Genomic DNA, 19418 nt, shown 5'->3' on the forward strand with positions numbered 1-19418 from the left:
GTCTCGTGGGCTCGGAGATGTGTATAAGAGACAGGGACAAGGAGCCGTAAGGATGAAAGAGAGGTAGGGCTTTCATTGTTTTAGGTATATATAAGTTATTATTTCTAGAAGAATAATTAATCAATCTCACTTCTATCGTTAAGAATTTTTCACATCTGAGGAGATAGTAATTATTTAATCTTCTTTGCGTAAAAAAGATAAATAAATTGCTAGCGTCATATGGTCAACTATAAAAATGGTTTCCTAATTAGGAAACCATTTTTAATTTTATCTACATAACAATAATCAATTGAGAAGTAAAAAAGGAGTACAGCTATGGAGAAATGGGTATTATCGATGTTTAATATACGGATATTCTACAATAAGGGCGTGTAAATTGACGTTGTTATATAGGAGGAATTATGATGCGTGTATAGTTAGTTTTTTAATGATTTATTGAAATAATATTGAATTAAGGGGGAAACAGGATGGCAAGTTCAAATAGTAAAACAGCAAGTATATATGAAGGAACGAATATAAACAATTGGGGATCTTTTCAAAATATTGAAGAGACAAAGCTGTTTGATCCAATTCAAATGGGTGCTTGGTCTCTTCGGAATCGCGTGGCAATGGCACCGATGACGCGTTGTTTTGCTAATGATGAAACAGGAGTAGTTGGAGCTGACGTAGTCCAGTATTACCGTAAACGTGCGGCAGATGGTGTTGGTCTAATTATTACAGAAGGAATTATAATTAGCCCAAGAGCGAAGGGGAATCCAGGTGTCCCAGGTATTTATACAGGGGAGCAAATTGATTCTTGGAAGTTAGTAACAGATGCAGTACATAAAGAAGGTGGAACAATTATTGCGCAAATATGGCATGTAGGACGTATGAGCCATCATGAACTAACAGGTGGATTCTTACCACAAGCACCTTCTGCGATTGCTGCTCAAGGAAATGTCCCACGTTTTCGGAAGCCTTTTGATAAGCCAGAAGCGATGACGATAGAAGAAATTCAAGAGACTATCGAACAGTATGCGCAAGCTGCTAGGAATGCGATAGAAGCAGGCTTCGATGGGGTAGAAATTCATGGGGCACATGGGTATTTAATTGATCAATTTGCTTATGAATTTGCGAATCATCGAAAGGATCAATATGGCGGAGACTTAAAACAAAGGTTAACGTTTATGAAAGAAGTATTACAAGCTGTTATAAGCGCAGTTGGTGCAGATAAAACACTTATTCGTTTTTCTGCATTTAAAGGTGATAATCCTAGCTATATGTGGGAAGATCCTGAAGAGGCAATTCAAACTTTCGTAGAGATGTTCCATGAAGTAGGACTAACGATGATCCACCCTTCCACAATGAATTATACGCAAGTTATAGCTGACGGAAAAAACTTACATCAATTAGTTCGTAAATATTGGAATGGTATAATTGTAGGAGTGGGGAATTTAAATCCAAAAGAGGCAGAAGAAGCACTACAAGAAGGAACAATTGATGTAGCAGCATTTGGTAGACCATTGATTTCTAATCCGGATTTTGTTCATCGTGTTAAACGCGGGGAAAGTTTAGAGGAATACGATGCAAAACAGCATCTTGCTACATTGATATGAATAATAATAAAAGAAGAGCACATAAGGTGTTCTTCTTTTATTATGTAAGCAAAAAATATAAGAGAATGGCATGATAGGGGGGAAGCGAAAATGAATGAAACGCTACTCGTTATTATTAGTATATTACTATTGTTAATCTTGCTGTTCATTATCTTTTTTATGGCTACATTTTTTATTAAGAAACGAACACATCATTCTATATTGAAACTCCATCCGTATCTAGGAAGGATGCGTTTTTTACTGGAGAAGATAGGGCCTGAATTTCGGCAATATTGGTTTGATAATGATACAGATGGAAAACCTTTTTCACGTTATGATTTTCAAAGTGTAATGTTTTTAGCAAAATATCGATCTGAAGTTCTAGGTTTTGGCTCGAAACGGGATTTTGATGCATCTGGATATTATATTGCAAACACTCTATTTCCAGTTCTTACAGAAGAACTCAATGTGGACATTTCTGAAGAGCGTGCTGCAAAAAAATATGTAATTCATAAAGAAGGTGTGTTTTCTAGAAAAGAAAAATTAACTGCAGATGAAACAAATCTTTGGCTATATGAGGAAGATGATGCAATTGTAGTTGGAGAGAATCGTAAATTTCCATGGAAAATATATGGAATGTTAGGGGCATCTGCTACTTCTTATGGTGCAATTGGTGAAAATTATATTTTATCTACAGGATATGGATCAAAAATGGCAGGAGGGTCATGGATTAATACAGGTGAGGGTGGTGTAATTCCAGAGCATATACAAACAGGTGCAAATATTATTGCTCAAATTGGTCCAGGTTTATTTGGATATCGTGATGAAGATGGGAATTTTTCAATGGATGAGTTCGTAGTTAAAGCTAAAGAGCCGAATATTAAAGCATTCGAACTGAAATTTGGGCAAGGTGCAAAAATACGGGGTGGACATTTAGAGGGACAAAAAGTGAATCGGAAAATAGCTGCTGTTCGAAAAGTAAAAGAAGGGGAAACGATAAATTCGCCAAATCGTTTTGCGTTTTTACATCATGCTAAAGACGCCTTACGTTTTATTCATGATTTGCAAGAAAAAGGTGGTAAACCAGTTGGAATGAAAATAGTTATCGGGCAACAAAAACCGCTAGAAGAGTTATTACAAACGATGAAGGAATTAAATATTTATCCAGATTTTATTACAATTGATGGCTCGGAAGGAGGTTCTGGTGCCACTTATAAATCGATGGCAGATAGTATGGGGATACCACTTATACCAGCACTCATTACGTTTGTTGATACAGCCTGTCGTTTTGATGTTCGAGATAAGTTGAAAGTTTTTGCATCGGGAAAATTAGTAACACCCGATAAAGTAGCAATAGCCTTAGCAATTGGTGCTGATGCAGTAAATTCTGCACGCGGATTTATGATGGCAAGTGGGTGTATTATGGCACTTCAGTGTCATTCCGGACAATGTCCTTCGGGGGTTGCGACAACGAATCCACATTATCAAAAAGCATTAGACCACAATGAAAAAAAGTGGCGCGTGATGAATTATATTGTGAGCATGAGATATAGTTTGTTTGCGTTATCAGCAGCGGCAGGGGTGAAAAGTCCACGGCATTTAACAAGGGATCACATTGTATTTAAAGATGAAACAGGTAGAGTTATTCCGTTATCGAAATTATTTCCAGTAGTAGGTGAAAAGTGAGAGAAATAGCGCGAAACATTAGATCGTTGGTGCTGTGGCAGTCATTGCTTGGGTATAAATTCCAAGTCTAAAAGAAATGAAGTATGAAATGGTACCAGGATTTTCGTCAAGTTTACTAGCTATGATAATAGTCAGCTTGCTAACAAACGAATTTGAAAAAGCTGTACATCACGAATTTGATGAGATGGAAACAATACTGGAGCAAGCGATAGAATAAAATATTAGTAAATTACTATAAAAAGAGTAAATAGAAAGATCTATTTACTCTTTTTCCATTTCGTTATTATTTGGCAGCGGTGAGATGGGTAATCGAATATCTACAGTTGTTCCTTTATTTAACTCACTTGAGATTTGAAGTTTACCGTAATGTTCTTCGATTATTTTGTAGCACATCATTAAGCCTAATCCAGTTCCTTTTTCTTTCAAACTATAAAAAGGTTCTCCTAAACGAGAAATACGATCTTCTGGAATGCCACACCCCTCATCTATAATACGGATTAAAATGAAATTCTCATCTACTTGCTTTGTTTGGATGAAAATATTTCCTCCGCGAGGCATGGCTTCAATCGCATTTTTAAGTACATTAATAAAGACTTGCTTTAGTTGATTACCATCACATTGAATTTCTGGCATAGTCGAAAGATGATCCATAATAATATGTGTACTATGCATGATGGCGGTAGGTAAAATAAAGGTTACTACTTCTTCAATTAATGATTGGATTTGGTGAGAATGAATAGATAACACTTGTGGCTTAGACATTGCCATAAATTGACTTGTAATGGATTCCATTTGTGAAATTTCGCTTAGCATAACATCTATATACCATTTGTTTTGTTCGCTAATATCGGGTTGCAATAATGTTAAGAATCCCTTTAAGGCCGTTAACGGGTTGCGGATTTCATGAGCGATTCCTGCTGTTAGTTGTCCGACTACTGCTAATTTTTCAGATTTTCGTAGTAATTTTTCTGTTTTCTTTAATTCAGTAACATCCCTGCCCATAACAATAAGGCCTTTTCGTGAGCCATCAGGATGGAAGAGTGGAACTTTTGAAAGATCCAAGATAAGGTTGGACGTACTTTTATGAATAATAAATTCTTCGCCATGAATAATTTTCTTTTGTTGCCATGCGAGTTCATCAATTTGTTCACAATGTAAAAATGCTTCGCGGTACGCTTCATTATATTGAACGAGTTCACTATCTTTTTTTCCGTGATAAGGAACATCATGAAAATCAAAGCAAGAAAGTGCGTAATCATTTGCTTCAAGCCAGCGCCCTTCATGATCTTTAAAGATGACAAAGGCAGGCATTGAGTCCATCAATGTGCGCAATCGTTTTTCGCTCTCTTTTAACATTTTTTCGATTCTTTCAGATTTCTCGAGTGGCTTCATAATTGCATATACACCTGAGAGATGATTTTTAATAAAAATAGGGACTAATTTTGTAACTACATCTATTTGATATCCATCTTTATGGTGGATAGAAAGTATGTATTCTTCTTGATTATCAGCTGTAGTATTTTTTATAAATTGCAGTACTTGATCAGAAATATGTGCTTCTATAATAGAGGTAATTGTTTTTCTTTCTAATTCCTCTGAAGTATATCCCAATATTTTTTCCGCAGAGGGATTAATATGTAATATGATTCCTTGTAAGTTCAATGAAATAATACCATCAGGATTATGTTCAAAAAGAGATGCGTACATTTCTGTTAAAGTACAATTTTGAATATGATTTCGCAAACGGCGGGGTATAGCCGAATGACGACTTTTTTGAATAGATGAGAACTTTTTTCGACTCATAATTTTTCCTCCGTGCAACTAGCATCTAAAACAGATTCAATAACCTATTATAAATATAATATATGAAAAACATTATATATTTCTATAAAAAACAAATTTACAGAATAATATGTGTTTTTATTCTTTTTAATTAAGTTGTTATTAAAGCACCTTCTTCATTATAGAACAAATGATATGCCTGTGGCTGTTAAGTAAATCTTATGGAGTTTTATAAAACTTATATAAGTTATTTTTAAAGCAGTATACTATAAAATAAAAATATAAAGGAGGAGAGAGATATGGCAGGTTATATTCAAGGGATTGACCATGTACAAGTAGCAGCACCAGTAGGGTGTGAAGAAGAGGCAAGAGACTTTTATGGAAATAAAATAGGTTTAGAAGAGATTCCGAAACCAGAAGAATTAAGAAAACGTGGCGGTTGTTGGTTTCGTTGTGGAAATCAAGAAATTCATATAGGAGTTGAACAAACTTTTTCTCCGGCTAAAAAAGCGCATCCAGCTTTTTATGTTCAGGGGATCGATGAATTTAAGGAAAAACTAATCGGGCAAGGGATTCAAGTCATAGATGATTATGCTCGTCCAGATATAATTAGATTTTATGTTTCAGATCCATTTCGGAATAGACTAGAATTTATGGAGAATAAATAAAAAAACTAGATGGAACTTCACCTAGTTTTTTAACCTCTCCTAAATAACCCTAATACTTCAACAGTCTCCGTAATATTAACGAATGCTTGTGGATCAATTTCAGAAATGGCTAGTTTCATACCAGTAAGCTCCTCACGTGAAACAACAGTCATAAGTACACGTTTTTTCTCACTTGAATACGCACCTTCACCATCAAGAAGTGTAATTCCTCGCACAACAGTTGAAAGGAGTTTCTTTTTCATTTCTTCAGCTTGATTTGTTACAATCATAAGTGTAACTTTACGATGTTTCGTATGAATAGCATCAATTACTTTACCTGTTACATAGATTGAAAGTAAACTCGTTAATGCTACATCCCAATCAAAGAAAAATCCAGCAATGACAACAACAACTGTATTTAAAATAATGAGGAGCCCACCAAGTTTAATATCTTTTTTGCGGGATAGTAGCATACCGATAATATCAAATCCACCTGTGGAACCATGACAATTAAAGACAAGGCCAATTCCTGCCCCTGCAATTACGCCGCCAAATATGGAAGAAAGAAGGGGATCTTTTGCGACGATTTGTACTGGAATCCAGTATAATGCTGCAGATAATACTACAACAGAGACAACTGTATTAAAAATTACTTTTTTTCCAAGACCTATGTACCCTAAAATAAGAATAGGTAAGTTTAATGCAAAGTTAATAACTCCTGTGTTTACAGGGGTTACAACTCCTAAGATAATAGCAATTCCACCAATTCCACTACTCAAAATCTTGTGGGGGATAAGGAAAAGATTAAAGGCAACTGCAATAATGATAGAACCAATGATAACTCCAAGAAATCTGACCATCTTTTTCCCGTCCTTCACTAAAAAATCATATTATTTCAAGATTATATATGAAATTGAAAGTTTTAGGGGAAAACAGTTTATTTTGCGAAATTAGATTAATCAAAAAATTCCGAGTAGTTCACAATCGTATTTGAAGGGGTGTAAAGAGATGGAGATAAAAAGATATCAACAGAAAAGTCCTTTGAAGCAAGAGTGTGAGGATGCGTTTTTTTGTAATGCAAATATGATGATTTATGGAGTGTGTGATGGGGCAACGCCGCTTATACCATTTCAAGATGAGAAAGGACATAATGGTGCATATCTTGCATCTAATTTATTTGCAAATCATTTTACATCACTAAAAGAAGTAATAAGTTTACAAGAGGGAATTGCAAACGCAAACGAAGTACTACAAGAAAAGATGATAGAGTATAAGATTGATACAACAAAGAAAGAGCATTTATGGTGTACATGTATTGCTGTAGTTCATATAAAAGATAGAAGTATTCAATATGCACAGCTTGGTGATTGTATGATTGTTGCTACACTATATGATGGAACCACGAAGGTGCTAACAAAAGATACAGTAAAAGGAATTAGCACGCGAGCGAAAAGAAAACGTGAAGAAGATAGAAGAAAGGGAATTCCTGTACCAGAAGAACATACATTTAATGACATTAGGCAGCAATTAAAATATAATCGTTATCTTGCTAATATGCCAAATGGGTATTCAGTAGCGAATGGGATGCCAGAAGCAATTACTTGGGTCCAACAAGGAAAATTACCACTTGCTGAAGTGAAAGGAATATTTATTTGTTCGGATGGATTATTTCACCCAGACTGGTCACTTGAGCAGACAGTGCAATATGTAAGAGAGCATAGTATAGAAGAATATGTTTCTATAATAGAAGAATTAGAAGAACAAAAGCGGATTCACCCGGATGATAAAACGATGATTATGATTGAGTTGTAAAAGGAGGGTTCTGAATGAAAATTAAACAAGCAAAACTGAAGTTTCAAGATGAATTGCAGCCTTTACAAAATGTAACAAAGCTTATCATTCATCACACAGCTGAAGATGGATGGGATGTGTATAAAACACATGAATTCCATCAAAAGGTAAGAGGCTGGAGTGGCATTGGATATAATTATTTTATTGAAGCAGATGGAACTGTGTTTGAAGGTAGAGGGTTACATATAGGAGCTCATGCAAAAGGATATAATAAATACACAATAGGGATTTGTATGACAGGAAATTTTGATAAGTACGATCCGACTTTAGCGCAAATAGAGTCTTTACATTTGTTATGTAGAAACTTTATGGAGCAATTTTCTATAGGCGAGGAGCATGTGCTTGGCCATCGTGAATTAGAAGGTGTTACAAAAACTTGTCCAGGAACACGTTTTTCTATGGTAGAGTTAAGGAAAACATTATCTCAAATATAGAGGAGAAGAGGATTCATGATGAATGTAAAAATACCAAATGAAAAGAAAGATGAGCTTGTAGAGAAAATTCAGCAGTTTTTTGAAGAAGAAGACCTAGATAATATTGGGCGTTTTCAAGCAGAGCGTTTAATAGAAGAAATGATAAAATTACTTGGTCCATATGCATATAACCAAGCAATTGGGGATGCGAGAAAACTAATTACAGATAAGTTGTCGAACATAGAAGAGGATTTATATGTATTAGAAAAGCAGGATGGTAAGTAAAAAGAGCCTTTAATAGGCTCTTTTTACTTACGTTCTTTATGTTCATGTACTTTTGAATTAATAAAGTATGACAGCCTTTCCTCTAAAAGAATGTAATCAGTATTTACAATATATGAAGACGATTCTAATGCTACTTTTTCTTTCAAAATTTAGGAGAAGTGGAGATTTTTTTGTGGAAGGAAAATGACAGATTACTGTCGAAGGGAGTAGAAACAGATTAAAGGTGGTGCTCTCATGCGAAAGAAAGAGGTACATACATGCTCTTATTGTGGCTCTAATGATATTGGGGAAGGTGAGTTTGTTGGATATGCGCAAATAAGAAAAAAAGAGACGATGTTTACATCTTCTCCAGTAGATGCCTATATTTGTACAGATTGCGGAAGTGTACTTCTATTGAAAGTGCGAAATTATCAAAAGTTTAAGCAGAAACCATTATGATAAATGGAAGAGAAAAATATCCAACATTGTATACGAATCGTCTTATATTAAGGAAAATCAATATAAGCGATATTCTAGATATATATGAATATGCTTCAGATAAAGAAATGACAACGTATATTGTATGGGAACCGCATAAAACATTAAGTGACACGAAAATGTTTGTGAATTCAATTATGAATCAATATGCGCAAGGAGAATTATCTGCTTTTGGCATGGAATTCAAAGATGAGAAGAAGCTTATAGGGACATGTGGATTTATTACGTATGATAAAAGAGAGCATAAAGCAGAACTTGTTTATGCATTATCACGAAAATATTGGGGAAGAGGATTGGCAACAGAGGCTGCACGAGCATTTTTAGAATATGGGTTTAAAGAATTACACCTTAAACGTATTGAAGCAGGCTGTCACATAGGAAATGAATCATCTGAAAAATTGATGAAACGATTAGGGATGAAATATGCCCAAACAATTAAAAATGACTTATTTGTAAAGGGAATGTATCGTGATACAAAGAGATATTTTGTTACAAGTGATATGTATAGTGAAATAATTAGAGGAGAGTAACCAGATAGGGTCATTCTCCTTTGTTTATTTAAAGAATAGTTTTAATTTTATGGCTACATTATTGATAGGAATTGATCCCATTTCTACTAATGATAAGCATAGGGTATATGATATTGAATATTACTTATAAGTTAATTAAGATATTATTTCTGCGGAAATAATTCAGAAAATACAGAAAAGTTACAGTTTTGTTTGTGGAAGTTTGTGGAAGTTTGGTATAATATCTAAAAATGAAAGCGTTTTAATGGGAGGTTGGGATAAATATGATGATGAATGTACAATTAACAATTAGTTCTATGATAGAAAGGGCAGAAAAGCTGTTTCCGAAGAAAGAAATCGTTTCGCGTACACATGATACCATTACAACTTTAACGTATAAGCAATTAGGAGAGCGAACAAGAAGACTCTCTAGCGCATTGAAGAAATTAGGGATAAAAGAGGGAGAACGAGTTGGAACTTTAGCTTGGAATCATCATCGTCATGTGGAAGCATATTTCGCAATCCCAAGCATTGGCTCTGTATTGCATACGATTAATATTCGTTTATCTGCACAGCATATTTCCTATATTATTGGACATGCAGAGGACCGCATTTTACTCGTTGATGAAGATCTTGTACCCCTTGTTGAAAAAATTCAGGATGAACTATCGACTGTACAAGCATACATCATTATGACTGATAAAAAAGAACTTCCAGAAACTTCTCTAGAGCCTGTCTATCACTATGAACAACTTCTTATGGAAGGGAATCCTGATTTCCAATTCTTAAAAGATATGGATGAAAACACGCCAGCTGGTATGTGTTATACGTCAGCGACAACAGGTAATCCGAAAGGTGTTGTATATACGCATCGTAGTACAGTACTGCATTGTATGGCTTTAGGACTTGCGGATACAGCGGCATTATCTGAAAGTGATGCAGCAATGGCAATTGTTCCAATGTTTCATGTAAATGCTTGGGGATTGCCTTTTGCAGCAACGTGGTTTGGATCAAAACAAGTTTTACCTGGTCCGATGTTTACACCGAAAATATTACTTGAAATGATCCAGGATGAAAAAGTGACGTTGGCTGCTGGTGTACCAACGATTTGGCTTGGTGTTTTACAAGAATTAGAAAATAATAGCTATGATTTATCAAGTATGAAGCGGATTTTATGCGGGGGTGCTGCTGCACCGAAAAGCGTGATAGCTGCATTTGAACAAAAGTATAATGTTCCGTTTATACATGCATACGGTATGACGGAAACAAGTCCGCTTGTGACACTTGCACGATTAAAAAGCTATGAGACTAATTTATCCTATGAAGACCAACTTGAAATTCGATCAAAACAAGGATATCTTGTGCCAGGCGTCGAGATGAAAGTGGTCGGAGTGAATGGAGAAGTGAAGTGGGACGGAATTGAGATCGGGGAACTATGTTTACGAGCACCATGGATAGCTGCAAGTTATTATAACGATGAACGAACGGTAGAAGGATTCCGTGATGGTTGGTTATATACAGGTGATGTGGTTACAGTTGATGAGGAAGGTTGCGTTAAAATTGTTGACCGCACAAAAGATGTGATTAAAAGTGGGGGCGAATGGATTTCATCGGTAGATTTAGAAAATGCTTTAATGGCGCATGAGGCTGTGTTCGAAGCTGCTGTTGTCGCGGTTCCTCATCCTGAGTGGCAGGAGAGACCTGTTGCCTGCGTTGTACAAAAACCAAATAGATCTGTAACGAAAGAAGAATTATATGAATTTTTACGACCGCAGTTTGCAAAGTGGTGGTTACCGGATGATATTGTATTTATGGAAGAAATTCCTAAAACATCGGTCGGGAAATTTTTGAAACAAGCGTTACGAAAAGAACTAGAGAATTTGCATAAAAGTAGCGAAAAATAATGTATAAGAAGAGGCGACTCCTGCTGATGGGAGTCGCCTCTTCTTATACATGAATCCTGTTTATAGTGGCTTTGATTGTTAACTAAAATTATAAAATCGTTGACAATAATACAAGAGAAAAGGTAAGATAACACCAATGATATGTTATCTTATCATAATTTGTAGTTTACAAATAGGAGAAATAAACACATGAATACAAAGAGTTTAGTTTTTGTTGCTTTATTTAGTGCGATTATGGGTGTGTTAGGACTGATACCACCAATTGCGCTTTCTGTTACACCTGTTCCTATTACATTGCAATCTCTTGGTGTGATGCTTGCGGGAGGATTACTTGGATCTCGTCTTGGGGCATTAAGTCAAATGGTTTTTTTGTTTGTTGTTGGAGTAGGGGCACCATTGTTAGCTGGTGGACGTGGTGGTCCAGGTGTCTTTGTTAGTCCGAGTACAGGTTATTTAATCGGATACGTTGTTGGAGCATTCGTAATTGGGTACCTTGTAGAACGCTTACGTCATGTATCGGTTATAAAAGTATTTTTAATTAATATAATTGGTGGAATTCTAGTTGTTTATATATTTGGCGTGACTGTTCAATCATTTATAATGGACATCTCTATATGGCATGCGATTAAAGTGAGTGTTGTATTTTTACCAGGTGATTTCGCTAAAGCTGTGATAGCAGCAGTTCTTGTACCTAGATTACATCGTTCATTGAAACATGTGATTACGCCAGCTTTAAAGAAAGATAAAATCTCAAATGCTAGTTAAAGAGCGTAAGAGACTTTATAAAATGTAAGAAACACGTATTAGCGTGTTTCTTTTTGTTATCTGAAAGGAGAGGATGAATAGTAGTGGGAATTACATCGTCTTATAGAAAACATACGCAGATACATCCTGATAAAATAGCGATAAAGGAAAAGGATAGACTACTAACATATAAAGAATGGTACGAATCGGTTTGCCAAGTTGCAAATTGGCTTAATAAAGAAAAAACAGCAAATAAAACGGTTGCGATTTTACTAGAGAATCGCATTGAATTTTTACAGGTCTTTGCAGGTGCTGCAATGGCAGGGTGGGTTTGTGTTCCGCTTGATTTAAAGTGGAAACATAATGAGCTTAAGGAAAGGTTGAAGCTTGCTAATCCATCTATCGTAATTAATGAACAATACAAGTTGGCTGAGATACCACTAATAGAAGGAAAGGTATTCTCTATTCATGAATGGAATCAAATGATAGGTGACCAGTTACATATATACCATTCTGCAGAAAGCGTAAAAAAATACTCGTTCTATATGGGATTTACATCGGGATCAACGGGGAAAGCGAAGGCATTTCTTAGAGCGCAGGAGTCTTGGGTTCATAGTTTTGATTGCAATTTACATGATTTCCATATGAAAAATAATGATATTGTTTTACTTGCTGGTACATTGGTTCATTCTCTTTTTTTATACGGGGCAATAAGTGCGTTATATTTAGGACAAACAGTATATCTTGTAGAAAAGTTCATCCCAAATTATGTTTTATCTATATTGAAACAAGAGAAGATTTCAGTGATGTATACCGTTCCAACTATGCTAGAGGCATTATATAAAGAAGAAAGCGTTATAGAACAAGAAATAAAAATTATTTCTTCAGGAGCAAAATGGGAGGCTAAAGCAAAACAGAAAATAAAAACTGTATTTCCATATGCAAAAAGATATGAATTTTATGGTGCTTCGGAATTAAGTTTTGTCACAGCACTAACAGATATAGAAAGTGAAAGGAAAGCATCTTCAGTTGGAAAGCCATGTCATAACGTACAAGTTCGGATATGTAACGAAAAAGGAAAGGAATTAAAGAAGGGTGAAATTGGAATTGTTTATGTGAAAAGTGATCAGTTTTTTATGGGATATGTATTGAATGGAGATCTTGTTTGTCAAGTTACAGAAGATGGTTGGATGACTGTACATGATATAGGTTATGTGGATAAAGAGGGATTTTTATATATTGTGGGTAGAGAGAAAAATATGATTTTGTTTGGAGGTATAAATATTTTTTCAGAGGAGATAGAAAGTGTATTATCTGCTCATCCTCATGTTGAAGAGATTGTAGTTATTGGTATAAAAGATGAGTATTGGGGCGAAAAACCTGTTGCTATGGTAAAAGGAAGAGTTACGAGACAAGAATTAAAAAGTTTTTGTTTACAAAGACTATCCTCATTTAAAATTCCGAAAGAGTGGTATTTTGTTGATGAAATTCCACATACAAGTAGCGGGAAAATTGCCCGTGAAATAGTAAGAAATCTAATTGAGAATCAGGACAAAGTTTATGAATAGGGCTGTTATTGTAGAGGCAAAGAGAACGCCGATTGGTAAGAAAAATGGAGTGTTGAAAGGATATGAGGTTCAGCAACTGGCAGCTCCTTTGCTCGCACATTTAAGTAAAGGAATAGAGCATGAAATAGACGATGTAATATTAGAAAACGTTGTTGGGCCAGGTGGAAATGTTGCAAGACTATCGGCACTTGAAGCTGGACTTCCGTTTGCAGTACCAGGTGTAACAATCGATCGCCAGTGTGGTGCTGGGTTAGAGGCAATTCGGATGGCTTGTCACTTTATTCAAGGAGAAGCAGGGAAGTACTATATTGCCGGTGGTGTTGAAAGTACAAGTACATCCCCTTTTGAGAAGAGAGCTCGTTTTTCGCCTGATTTTATTGGAGATCCAGATATGGGAATAGCAGCTGAACATGTAGCAGAGCACTACAAAATTACAAGGGATAGGCAGGATGAATATGCTTGTTTCAGTTATAAAAGAACATTGGAAGCACTTGAAAAAGGATATTTACAAGAAGAAATGATTCCGCTTTCTTCAAATATAGTGGAAGATGAAACGATAAAATATGGAATGAATTATGAACGGATTATAAAGAGAACAAGGCCGGCTTTTTTACAAGGGGGAACAGTGACAGCAGGGAATTCTTGTGGTGTAAATGATGGAGCTTGTGCTGTACTTGTAATGGAAGAGAAAAAGGATCGTGAACTTGGGTACAAACCAATTCTTCGCTTTGTTCATAGCGCTGTTATTGGTATGAATCCGCATTTACCAGGGAGTGGGCCTATATTTGTTGTGCAAAAGTTATTACAAGATCAGAAACTATCAGTGGATGATGTTGATTATATTGAAATGAATGAAGCTTTTGCTGCTAAGGTTGTAGCCTGTGCACAAGAATTACAAATTCCCTATGAAAAATTAAATGTGAACGGTGGAGCAATTGCACTCGGTCATCCTTACGGTGCATCAGGAGCTATGCTTGTTACTCGGTTATTTTACCAAGTGCAAAGAGGGGAAGCAAAGTATGTCATTGCAACGCTAGGTATTGGCGGGGGAATTGGGATTGCTCTATTATTTGAAAAAGTAGAGGACTAGAAAAAATCTAGTTCTCTACTTTTTTCGGTTTATAGACATTACTTCCAGACTTTAATTTTCTTTCATTCCAAGCAGAGATAGCATCGGCTTTTGTTTTTCCTTTGTTATATGGATCTTGTAAAAAGGCACGTGTAAAGCGATTGTATTCAAATTGAGAACCGATGTTTGTTTTATATGAAGGGTCTTTTTTTCTTTCTTGTTCTTCATACCAAAATGTCACAGCATCCTTGTATATCTTGCCGATATTTTCTCTGAAGAAATTTTGTAGTGCTACTGTAAAGCGAAATTTTGCACCGATTACTTCTTTGAAAAAAGCTCGCATGTCTTCGCTGCAGCGGTGATGTTCAGTAATAATAGTTTGTAGAGAAAGTGGCTCATGAGAGGAAGATAAGGTTTGTCCTTTTCTAACGTGACTATTTTTTAGTATTTCACCTGTAGTTAAAAAGGTTGCAATACGTTATGCAGGAACTTATCAAGGGTTGAAACAAAATATTGGCTTGTAAGTAGAGAATAAAAGGATAGCAAATAGCTATCCTTTTATGGGTAAACTAAATTGTTTCTTTTAGTGAATGAACAAGCAGAGCTAAAAATTCTTCTCCTGTAATAACTGCTTTTCCGCCACCACGAGCACTTTTGGGATTACCACCGCCTTTTCCCTCAATAGCAGGAAGAGCGCTTTTCAAAATGGTGTTCATATTTGCTGTTACTGCCTTTCCGCATGCAAGAACACATTGTAGTTTTTCTTCATTTTCGGTAACAAAGTATGTAATCGAGTGTTCATTTTTTTCGGTAATGATAGCGGATAATTTCGCAATTTCCTGCATGGACTGATTTTTAAAGACTTTAGAAATGAGTGTCCCAGCATGTACGTCTTTGGATTGTTGCAGCAATTCATTTGCTTCTACGAATAGTAATTTTTCATTCATTGTTTGTAGTTCTTTTTCGCTTTCCTTCTGAGAGGTAAGAAGCAGGGTTACTTTATTTGGAATATCATTTTCACTACTATTTAACTGTTTGGAAACGTCTTTAATAATGTGTTGATAGCGTTCCATTAACTTGAGTACACGCCATCCCGCAACAAAGGTTAAGCGGATGCCGCCTTTATTTCGCTCCCAACCGATTATATGAATCGGTCCTACTTCACCTGTATATTTTGGATGTGTGCCACCGCAACCGTTGTAATCGTAGTTTTCAATGATTACAACGCGAATATTATCTGTAAGTGTTGGTTCTTTTCGGAGCGGTAACTGTTTTGCTTCCTCTAAGTTCATCCATCTGATATGGATAGGATGGTTTTCAAAGACGACCTGATTTGCAATTTGGAGTGCGCTATTAGCTGTTTCTATTGAAAGTTCAGGCGTGTCTAAATCAATTGTTATCGTTTCTTTTCCGAGGTAAAAACCAATTGTAGGGATATCAAAATGATCCCAAAAGGCAGCAGATAGAATGTGCTGAGCGGTATGTTGTTGCATGTGATCAAAACGCCGCTGCCAATTAATTTTACCTGTTACTTCTTTTGTATGTAGTTCACTTGAAATGAAATGACGGATTTCGCCGTCAATTTCCTCAACGTTGGTGACAGCAGCTTCATTTAGTATTCCGGTGTCATGTGGTTGCCCACCGCCAGTTGGATAAAATGCTGTTTCTGTTAAAGTAACATATAGCTTTTTTTCGCTATCATAGTCCTGTTTTATAATTTGAGCTGTAAATGATTGCTGGTAGGCATCGGTGTAATATATTTTTTGATTCACTTTTGTACCCCTTTCTATCTTACTGGTTTCATTGTAAAACAATCTAAATAAGTTTCCTAATATTTCAGAAGAAAAAATCTCTTTTTTAGAATTTTCTTGCTATAATAAGAAAAAGAGCATATACGGGGGTGGATGAAATGCTGTATGAAAATGGCGTAGACAAATTGATTCGTCTCAATACAAATATTTCTGAACTATATCGAGAATTACATGACATGACTCGTGCGTTAACAGAATGTAATCGAGAAAGTATAACGTTCGACCGGTTATATGTGAAAGAGTTATTATGGAAAAAAGAAGATGTGTCCGCTATGTATGATCAGCTTCTCGTTCAGCTTTGTATTAATGAATGCTTTGATTTAAAAAGTGTCATTACTGGTGAATACAAATATACGTATGAGGAAGTAGAAAATGCGGTTCTTGAATTTAATGAAAAGTATGATGTGAACATCCTAATTAAGGATGTTTGCAAAGAGTTACAGTTTACATATGGTATTGACATGGAGTTATCTAGGACAGCTAGGGTATAAATATAATTTAGTATTGAAAAAGGGTGATCGGAAAAATCGCTAAAAATGACCAAACTATTGTTATTACTTCCAGTGATACTCGTGAGGTATTTTTATTCTCAACCATTGCAGAAAGCAGATTTCATTTAATTTCAGAGAACTTCAGCAATAAGGGATATAATCATTTTGAATTATATGTTGATCAAAAAACAGTTTATTGCACATTTATGATGATATTGGTTGGAGTACAGGCGGAGCAAGCGCAATTAACATAATTAATAGCTATCTAGTGGAAAAAATATACGATTCTATTAATTGGTCCAACCGTAAAGCACCAAAAGTACTTATTTATTTTCTTGAAAAGAATTCTAAAGGCTTTGGTATTGTAACCTATGGTTATTTAGAAGAAGGAAATAAATACGAATCAGGACTTCCACTGGATGAAAATACAACCTATGAACCATTCATAAATATGGCTAAAAGAAGCACATTGTAAAATATACTCTTTAACTAAAATCCAAAAACCATCTTTATATGGTTTTTGGATTTTTAACTTCCTTTACAAACAAGTTGTTTTTTTGTTGGATTTGAGTCAATATTTTGGACACAAAAAAGTTAAATCTAAGCTGCTTTTTTAGCTAGATCCTCTATTGCTTGAGGAGTTTTATAACCAATGCTACTATGAATTCTCTTGCGGTTATACCATCCCTCGATGTATTGAAATAGTGCTAAGTTTGCTTGTTCAAATGTGACATATTCTGTACGATATACTTCTTCTTTCTTTAAATTGGCATGAAATGACTCGATACAAGCGTTGTCGTAGGGACACCCTTTCTTACTGAAAGAAGGCTTTTTTTAAATTTCATTCTCTTCTTTTAGACGAAGCATTTCTTTTTTCATTCGTTTTAGATCTTCTAGTGTCATTTCGTCCTCATCAACTGATGTGATAGGAGAATATGTTTTAATCCATTTATAAACTGTTACTTCTGATACGCCATACTCGCTGCTTAATTCTTTTACAGGTTGTCCCGAACGGTATAATTCAACCACCATTTTTTTAAACTCTTCATTAAACTTCTTGTTTGTCATACGGACACTTCCTCCTTGAAATCCATTGTAAGGACTTAACTAAGTTGTATCCACATGACTGTACTAACCCCATTAGGACGGGGTTAAAAATATAGTTATTTAATTTTGATTTAAGATACTTCACTACAATAAAAAATATAACAATAAAGTCGTTTAAAAAATCTAAGTTTCATTCAAAAAATAGAACCCATTTGTGAAGTAAACACATTTAAATTAATTACTCGGAGATAATTTCATTTTAACTTTTTTTATTTCGATTTCTCCTCCTACATCTTTCTTTTTGATTCATATATTTATTGGAAAATACTTTGAACTTTCAGGCACAGATACTCCTTCTACCCTATTATAGAAGCTATTTTGAACGTAAGGGATTTGTAAGGAATAGATAAGGAAAAAGAGATTTTCATTGTGTATGATCAAAATATAAAGAAGCATGAAAGGCGGAACAGATATGACTTATATATGAAAAACAAACCAGTTAACAAGAGTGTTTCAAGGAAAAGAAGTAATTTCTGAGGTTAACATACATGTGAAAAAAGAGGGATTTACCGTTTGTTAGGACAGAATGGCGTTTGTAAAAATAATAATTATGAAGATGATTACGAATTCAATGTTGACCTTTTGTCATTGGTGGAGATGATAGCTGTGTGGTTAGTATGAAACAGCAAGCAACCACCTATACAATATGAATAGAGGAGAGAAATTCCTTATGAAAACACGTAGTCAAATTACATTTGCAAGTCTGGCTCTTTTAATAGCTGGAAGTTCCCTGTTATACACAACACCAACCTCAATTGTAAAAGCAGAGCCCACTCAAAATGTATCTAGTTCGTCACACACAAGCACTGAGCGAGATCGTAATTCCGTCAAGCAAGCAATGCGGGATACATTGCAACTTGGATTCCCGGGGATACTTGCTAAAACTTCCGAGGGTGGAAAAACGTGGAGTTATGCCGCTGGGATAGCGGATCTGAGAACCAAGAAACCAATGAAAACAGATTTTCGCTTTCGCATTGGCAGCGTGACGAAGACGTTCACCGCAACGGTTGTACTTCAATTAGCTGGAGAGAACCGCTTGAATCTAGACGACTCCATCGAAAAATGGTTGCCTGGTGTCATTCAAGGAAACGGATATGATGATAAACAGATTACTATCCGGCAGATATTGAACCATACAAGTGGTATTGCTGAATACTCAAGGTCAAAAGACTTTGATCTTAAGGATACAAAAAAATCGTATACGGCTGAAGAATTAGTAAAGATGGGGATTTCTCTGCCCCCAGACTTTGCCCCAGGAAAGGGCTGGTCTTATTCAAATACAGGATACGTATTACTGGGTATCCTTATTGAAAAAGTAACCGGAAACAGCTATGCGGAAGAGATTGAAAATCGGATTGTTGAACCACTTGAATTGTCGAATACATTCCTACCTGGTAATTCAAGCGTTATCCCAGGGACCAAGCATGCCCGTGGATATTTCCAACCAGACGGAGCAAGTGAGCTAAAAGACGTTACTTATTATAACCCAAGTATGGGTAG

At 35.6% G+C, this 19418-nt stretch carries 19 protein-coding genes and 4 pseudogenes; 17 read left to right on the forward strand and 6 right to left on the reverse strand.

The genetic code is table 11. The annotated features are described in order from the left end of the window. Nucleotides 1-467 precede the first annotated feature (467 nt). The 3 genes and pseudogenes from JDS96_RS26020 to JDS96_RS32495 all read left to right on the forward strand — a co-directional run. On the forward strand, nucleotides 468-1595 hold the full coding sequence (locus JDS96_RS26020; protein ID WP_199668499.1) for an alkene reductase: 1128 nt from the start codon (nucleotides 468-470) through the stop codon (nucleotides 1593-1595). Nucleotides 1596-1685: 90 nt separating this feature from the next. Then, nucleotides 1686-3260, forward strand: coding sequence for an FMN-binding glutamate synthase family protein (locus JDS96_RS26025; RefSeq protein WP_199668500.1), 1575 nt, complete (start codon nucleotides 1686-1688; stop codon nucleotides 3258-3260). A 22-nt stretch (nucleotides 3261-3282) separates the two neighbouring features. Then, nucleotides 3283-3477, forward strand: a pseudogene (locus JDS96_RS32495) (sodium:proline symporter); the annotation flags it as partial. Nucleotides 3478-3521: 44 nt separating this feature from the next. Here the strand turns inward: JDS96_RS32495 and JDS96_RS26030 are convergent. Beyond that, the gene (locus tag JDS96_RS26030; protein WP_097835494.1) at nucleotides 3522-5063 is read right to left on the reverse strand and encodes a BA3702 family sensor histidine kinase; all 1542 of its coding nucleotides are present in this window, start codon (nucleotides 5061-5063) and stop codon (nucleotides 3522-3524) included. A gap of 278 nt (nucleotides 5064-5341) precedes the next feature. Between JDS96_RS26030 and JDS96_RS26035 the strand changes: the two genes are divergently transcribed. After that, nucleotides 5342-5710, forward strand: a complete 369-nt coding sequence (locus tag JDS96_RS26035) for a VOC family protein (RefSeq protein ID WP_199668501.1) — start codon at nucleotides 5342-5344, stop codon at nucleotides 5708-5710. Nucleotides 5711-5739: 29 nt separating this feature from the next. Here JDS96_RS26035 and JDS96_RS26040 read toward each other — a convergent pair whose 3' ends face one another. Then, a complete protein-coding gene (locus JDS96_RS26040) occupies nucleotides 5740-6549 on the reverse strand; it encodes a YitT family protein (protein ID WP_199668502.1) in 810 nt (269 codons plus the stop codon). Nucleotides 6550-6697: 148 nt separating this feature from the next. On the opposite strand from JDS96_RS26040, the gene JDS96_RS26045 reads away from it, so the two are divergent. The 9 genes from JDS96_RS26045 (at nucleotide 6698) to JDS96_RS26085 (ending at nucleotide 14530) form a co-directional block, all read left to right on the forward strand. Next, nucleotides 6698-7501: a protein phosphatase 2C domain-containing protein gene (locus JDS96_RS26045; protein WP_199668503.1), complete on the forward strand. Its 804-nt coding sequence runs from the start codon at nucleotides 6698-6700 to the stop codon at nucleotides 7499-7501. Nucleotides 7502-7515: 14 nt separating this feature from the next. Then, nucleotides 7516-7974 carry a peptidoglycan recognition protein family protein gene (locus tag JDS96_RS26050; RefSeq protein WP_199668504.1) on the forward strand — a complete coding sequence of 153 codons (459 nt, stop codon included), beginning with the start codon at nucleotides 7516-7518 and terminating at the stop codon, nucleotides 7972-7974. A 15-nt stretch (nucleotides 7975-7989) separates the two neighbouring features. Beyond that, nucleotides 7990-8238 carry a DUF2164 domain-containing protein gene (locus tag JDS96_RS26055; RefSeq protein WP_098338384.1) on the forward strand — a complete coding sequence of 83 codons (249 nt, stop codon included), beginning with the start codon at nucleotides 7990-7992 and terminating at the stop codon, nucleotides 8236-8238. Nucleotides 8239-8472: 234 nt separating this feature from the next. Beyond that, a complete protein-coding gene (locus tag JDS96_RS26060) occupies nucleotides 8473-8676 on the forward strand; it encodes a hypothetical protein (protein ID WP_098338385.1) in 204 nt (67 codons plus the stop codon). Next, entirely contained in the window at nucleotides 8673-9245 is a 573-nt protein-coding gene (locus tag JDS96_RS26065) for a GNAT family N-acetyltransferase (protein ID WP_199668505.1), read from the forward strand. Before JDS96_RS26060 ends, JDS96_RS26065 begins: the two co-directional genes overlap by 4 nt. A 263-nt stretch (nucleotides 9246-9508) precedes the next feature. Further along, complete coding sequence (locus tag JDS96_RS26070; RefSeq protein WP_199668506.1) at nucleotides 9509-11128, forward strand: long-chain fatty acid--CoA ligase; 1620 nt, start codon at nucleotides 9509-9511, stop codon at nucleotides 11126-11128. Nucleotides 11129-11317: 189 nt separating this feature from the next. Continuing rightward, complete coding sequence (locus JDS96_RS26075) at nucleotides 11318-11893, forward strand: biotin transporter BioY (RefSeq protein WP_199668507.1); 576 nt, start codon at nucleotides 11318-11320, stop codon at nucleotides 11891-11893. 83 nt (nucleotides 11894-11976) lie between these two features. Continuing rightward, on the forward strand, nucleotides 11977-13440 hold the full coding sequence (locus tag JDS96_RS26080) for an acyl-CoA synthetase (protein ID WP_199668508.1): 1464 nt from the start codon (nucleotides 11977-11979) through the stop codon (nucleotides 13438-13440). Beyond that, nucleotides 13433-14530, forward strand: a complete 1098-nt coding sequence (locus JDS96_RS26085) for an acetyl-CoA C-acyltransferase (protein ID WP_199668509.1) — start codon at nucleotides 13433-13435, stop codon at nucleotides 14528-14530. The genes JDS96_RS26080 and JDS96_RS26085 overlap by 8 nt, the downstream gene beginning before the upstream one ends. Before the next feature lie 7 nt (nucleotides 14531-14537). Here the strand turns inward: JDS96_RS26085 and JDS96_RS26090 are convergent. After that, nucleotides 14538-14984 (reverse strand): annotated as a pseudogene (locus tag JDS96_RS26090) (DUF6434 domain-containing protein); the annotation flags it as partial. Between the two features lie 94 nt (nucleotides 14985-15078). Then, nucleotides 15079-16299, reverse strand: coding sequence for an alanyl-tRNA editing protein (locus JDS96_RS26095; protein ID WP_199668512.1), 1221 nt, complete (start codon nucleotides 16297-16299; stop codon nucleotides 15079-15081). 119 nt (nucleotides 16300-16418) lie between these two features. Between JDS96_RS26095 and JDS96_RS26100 the strand changes: the two genes are divergently transcribed. Beyond that, nucleotides 16419-16811 (forward strand): hypothetical protein, encoded by a 393-nt coding sequence (locus JDS96_RS26100; RefSeq protein ID WP_098338392.1) that lies wholly within the window; start codon nucleotides 16419-16421, stop codon nucleotides 16809-16811. A 196-nt stretch (nucleotides 16812-17007) separates the two neighbouring features. Beyond that, on the forward strand, nucleotides 17008-17286 hold the full coding sequence (locus tag JDS96_RS26105) for a hypothetical protein (protein WP_199668510.1): 279 nt from the start codon (nucleotides 17008-17010) through the stop codon (nucleotides 17284-17286). A 125-nt stretch (nucleotides 17287-17411) separates the two neighbouring features. On the opposite strand, the pseudogene JDS96_RS33500 reads toward JDS96_RS26105, so the two are convergent. Further along, nucleotides 17412-17642: pseudogene (locus JDS96_RS33500) on the reverse strand (integrase core domain-containing protein); the annotation flags it as partial. A 3-nt stretch (nucleotides 17643-17645) separates the two neighbouring features. Further along, nucleotides 17646-17879 (reverse strand): transposase, encoded by a 234-nt coding sequence (locus tag JDS96_RS33505; RefSeq protein ID WP_472926296.1) that lies wholly within the window; start codon nucleotides 17877-17879, stop codon nucleotides 17646-17648. 487 nt (nucleotides 17880-18366) lie between these two features. Here JDS96_RS33505 and JDS96_RS33335 point away from each other — a divergent pair. Both JDS96_RS33335 and JDS96_RS26115 read left to right on the forward strand, forming a co-directional pair. Continuing rightward, a pseudogene (locus tag JDS96_RS33335) lies at nucleotides 18367-18486 on the forward strand (ABC transporter ATP-binding protein); the annotation flags it as partial. Between the two features lie 78 nt (nucleotides 18487-18564). Further along, a partial coding sequence (locus tag JDS96_RS26115; protein WP_307838211.1) for a serine hydrolase domain-containing protein occupies nucleotides 18565-19418 on the forward strand: 854 nt, incomplete at its 3' end.

Source organism: Bacillus cereus group sp. N21 (assembly GCF_016483395.1).
Taxonomy (GTDB): Bacteria; Bacillota; Bacilli; order Bacillales; family Bacillaceae_G; genus Bacillus_A; species Bacillus_A pseudomycoides.

Bases quoted from the DNA above. Each gene is read 5' to 3' on its own strand.
- JDS96_RS26020 (WP_199668499.1), top strand. From the start codon at position 468: ATGGCAAGTTCAAATAGTAAAACAGCAAGTATATATGAAGGAACGAAT.
- JDS96_RS26025 (WP_199668500.1), top strand. From the start codon at position 1,686: ATGAATGAAACGCTACTCGTTATTATTAGTATATTACTATTGTTAATC.
- JDS96_RS26030 (WP_097835494.1), bottom strand. From the start codon at position 5,063: ATGAGTCGAAAAAAGTTCTCATCTATTCAAAAAAGTCGTCATTCGGCT.
- JDS96_RS26035 (WP_199668501.1), top strand. From the start codon at position 5,342: ATGGCAGGTTATATTCAAGGGATTGACCATGTACAAGTAGCAGCACCA.
- JDS96_RS26040 (WP_199668502.1), bottom strand. From the start codon at position 6,549: ATGGTCAGATTTCTTGGAGTTATCATTGGTTCTATCATTATTGCAGTT.
- JDS96_RS26045 (WP_199668503.1), top strand. From the start codon at position 6,698: ATGGAGATAAAAAGATATCAACAGAAAAGTCCTTTGAAGCAAGAGTGT.
- JDS96_RS26050 (WP_199668504.1), top strand. From the start codon at position 7,516: ATGAAAATTAAACAAGCAAAACTGAAGTTTCAAGATGAATTGCAGCCT.
- JDS96_RS26055 (WP_098338384.1), top strand. From the start codon at position 7,990: ATGATGAATGTAAAAATACCAAATGAAAAGAAAGATGAGCTTGTAGAG.
- JDS96_RS26060 (WP_098338385.1), top strand. From the start codon at position 8,473: ATGCGAAAGAAAGAGGTACATACATGCTCTTATTGTGGCTCTAATGAT.
- JDS96_RS26065 (WP_199668505.1), top strand. From the start codon at position 8,673: ATGATAAATGGAAGAGAAAAATATCCAACATTGTATACGAATCGTCTT.
- JDS96_RS26070 (WP_199668506.1), top strand. From the start codon at position 9,509: ATGATGATGAATGTACAATTAACAATTAGTTCTATGATAGAAAGGGCA.
- JDS96_RS26075 (WP_199668507.1), top strand. From the start codon at position 11,318: ATGAATACAAAGAGTTTAGTTTTTGTTGCTTTATTTAGTGCGATTATG.
- JDS96_RS26085 (WP_199668509.1), top strand. From the start codon at position 13,433: ATGAATAGGGCTGTTATTGTAGAGGCAAAGAGAACGCCGATTGGTAAG.
- JDS96_RS26100 (WP_098338392.1), top strand. From the start codon at position 16,419: ATGCTGTATGAAAATGGCGTAGACAAATTGATTCGTCTCAATACAAAT.
- JDS96_RS33505 (WP_472926296.1), bottom strand. From the start codon at position 17,879: ATGACAAACAAGAAGTTTAATGAAGAGTTTAAAAAAATGGTGGTTGAA.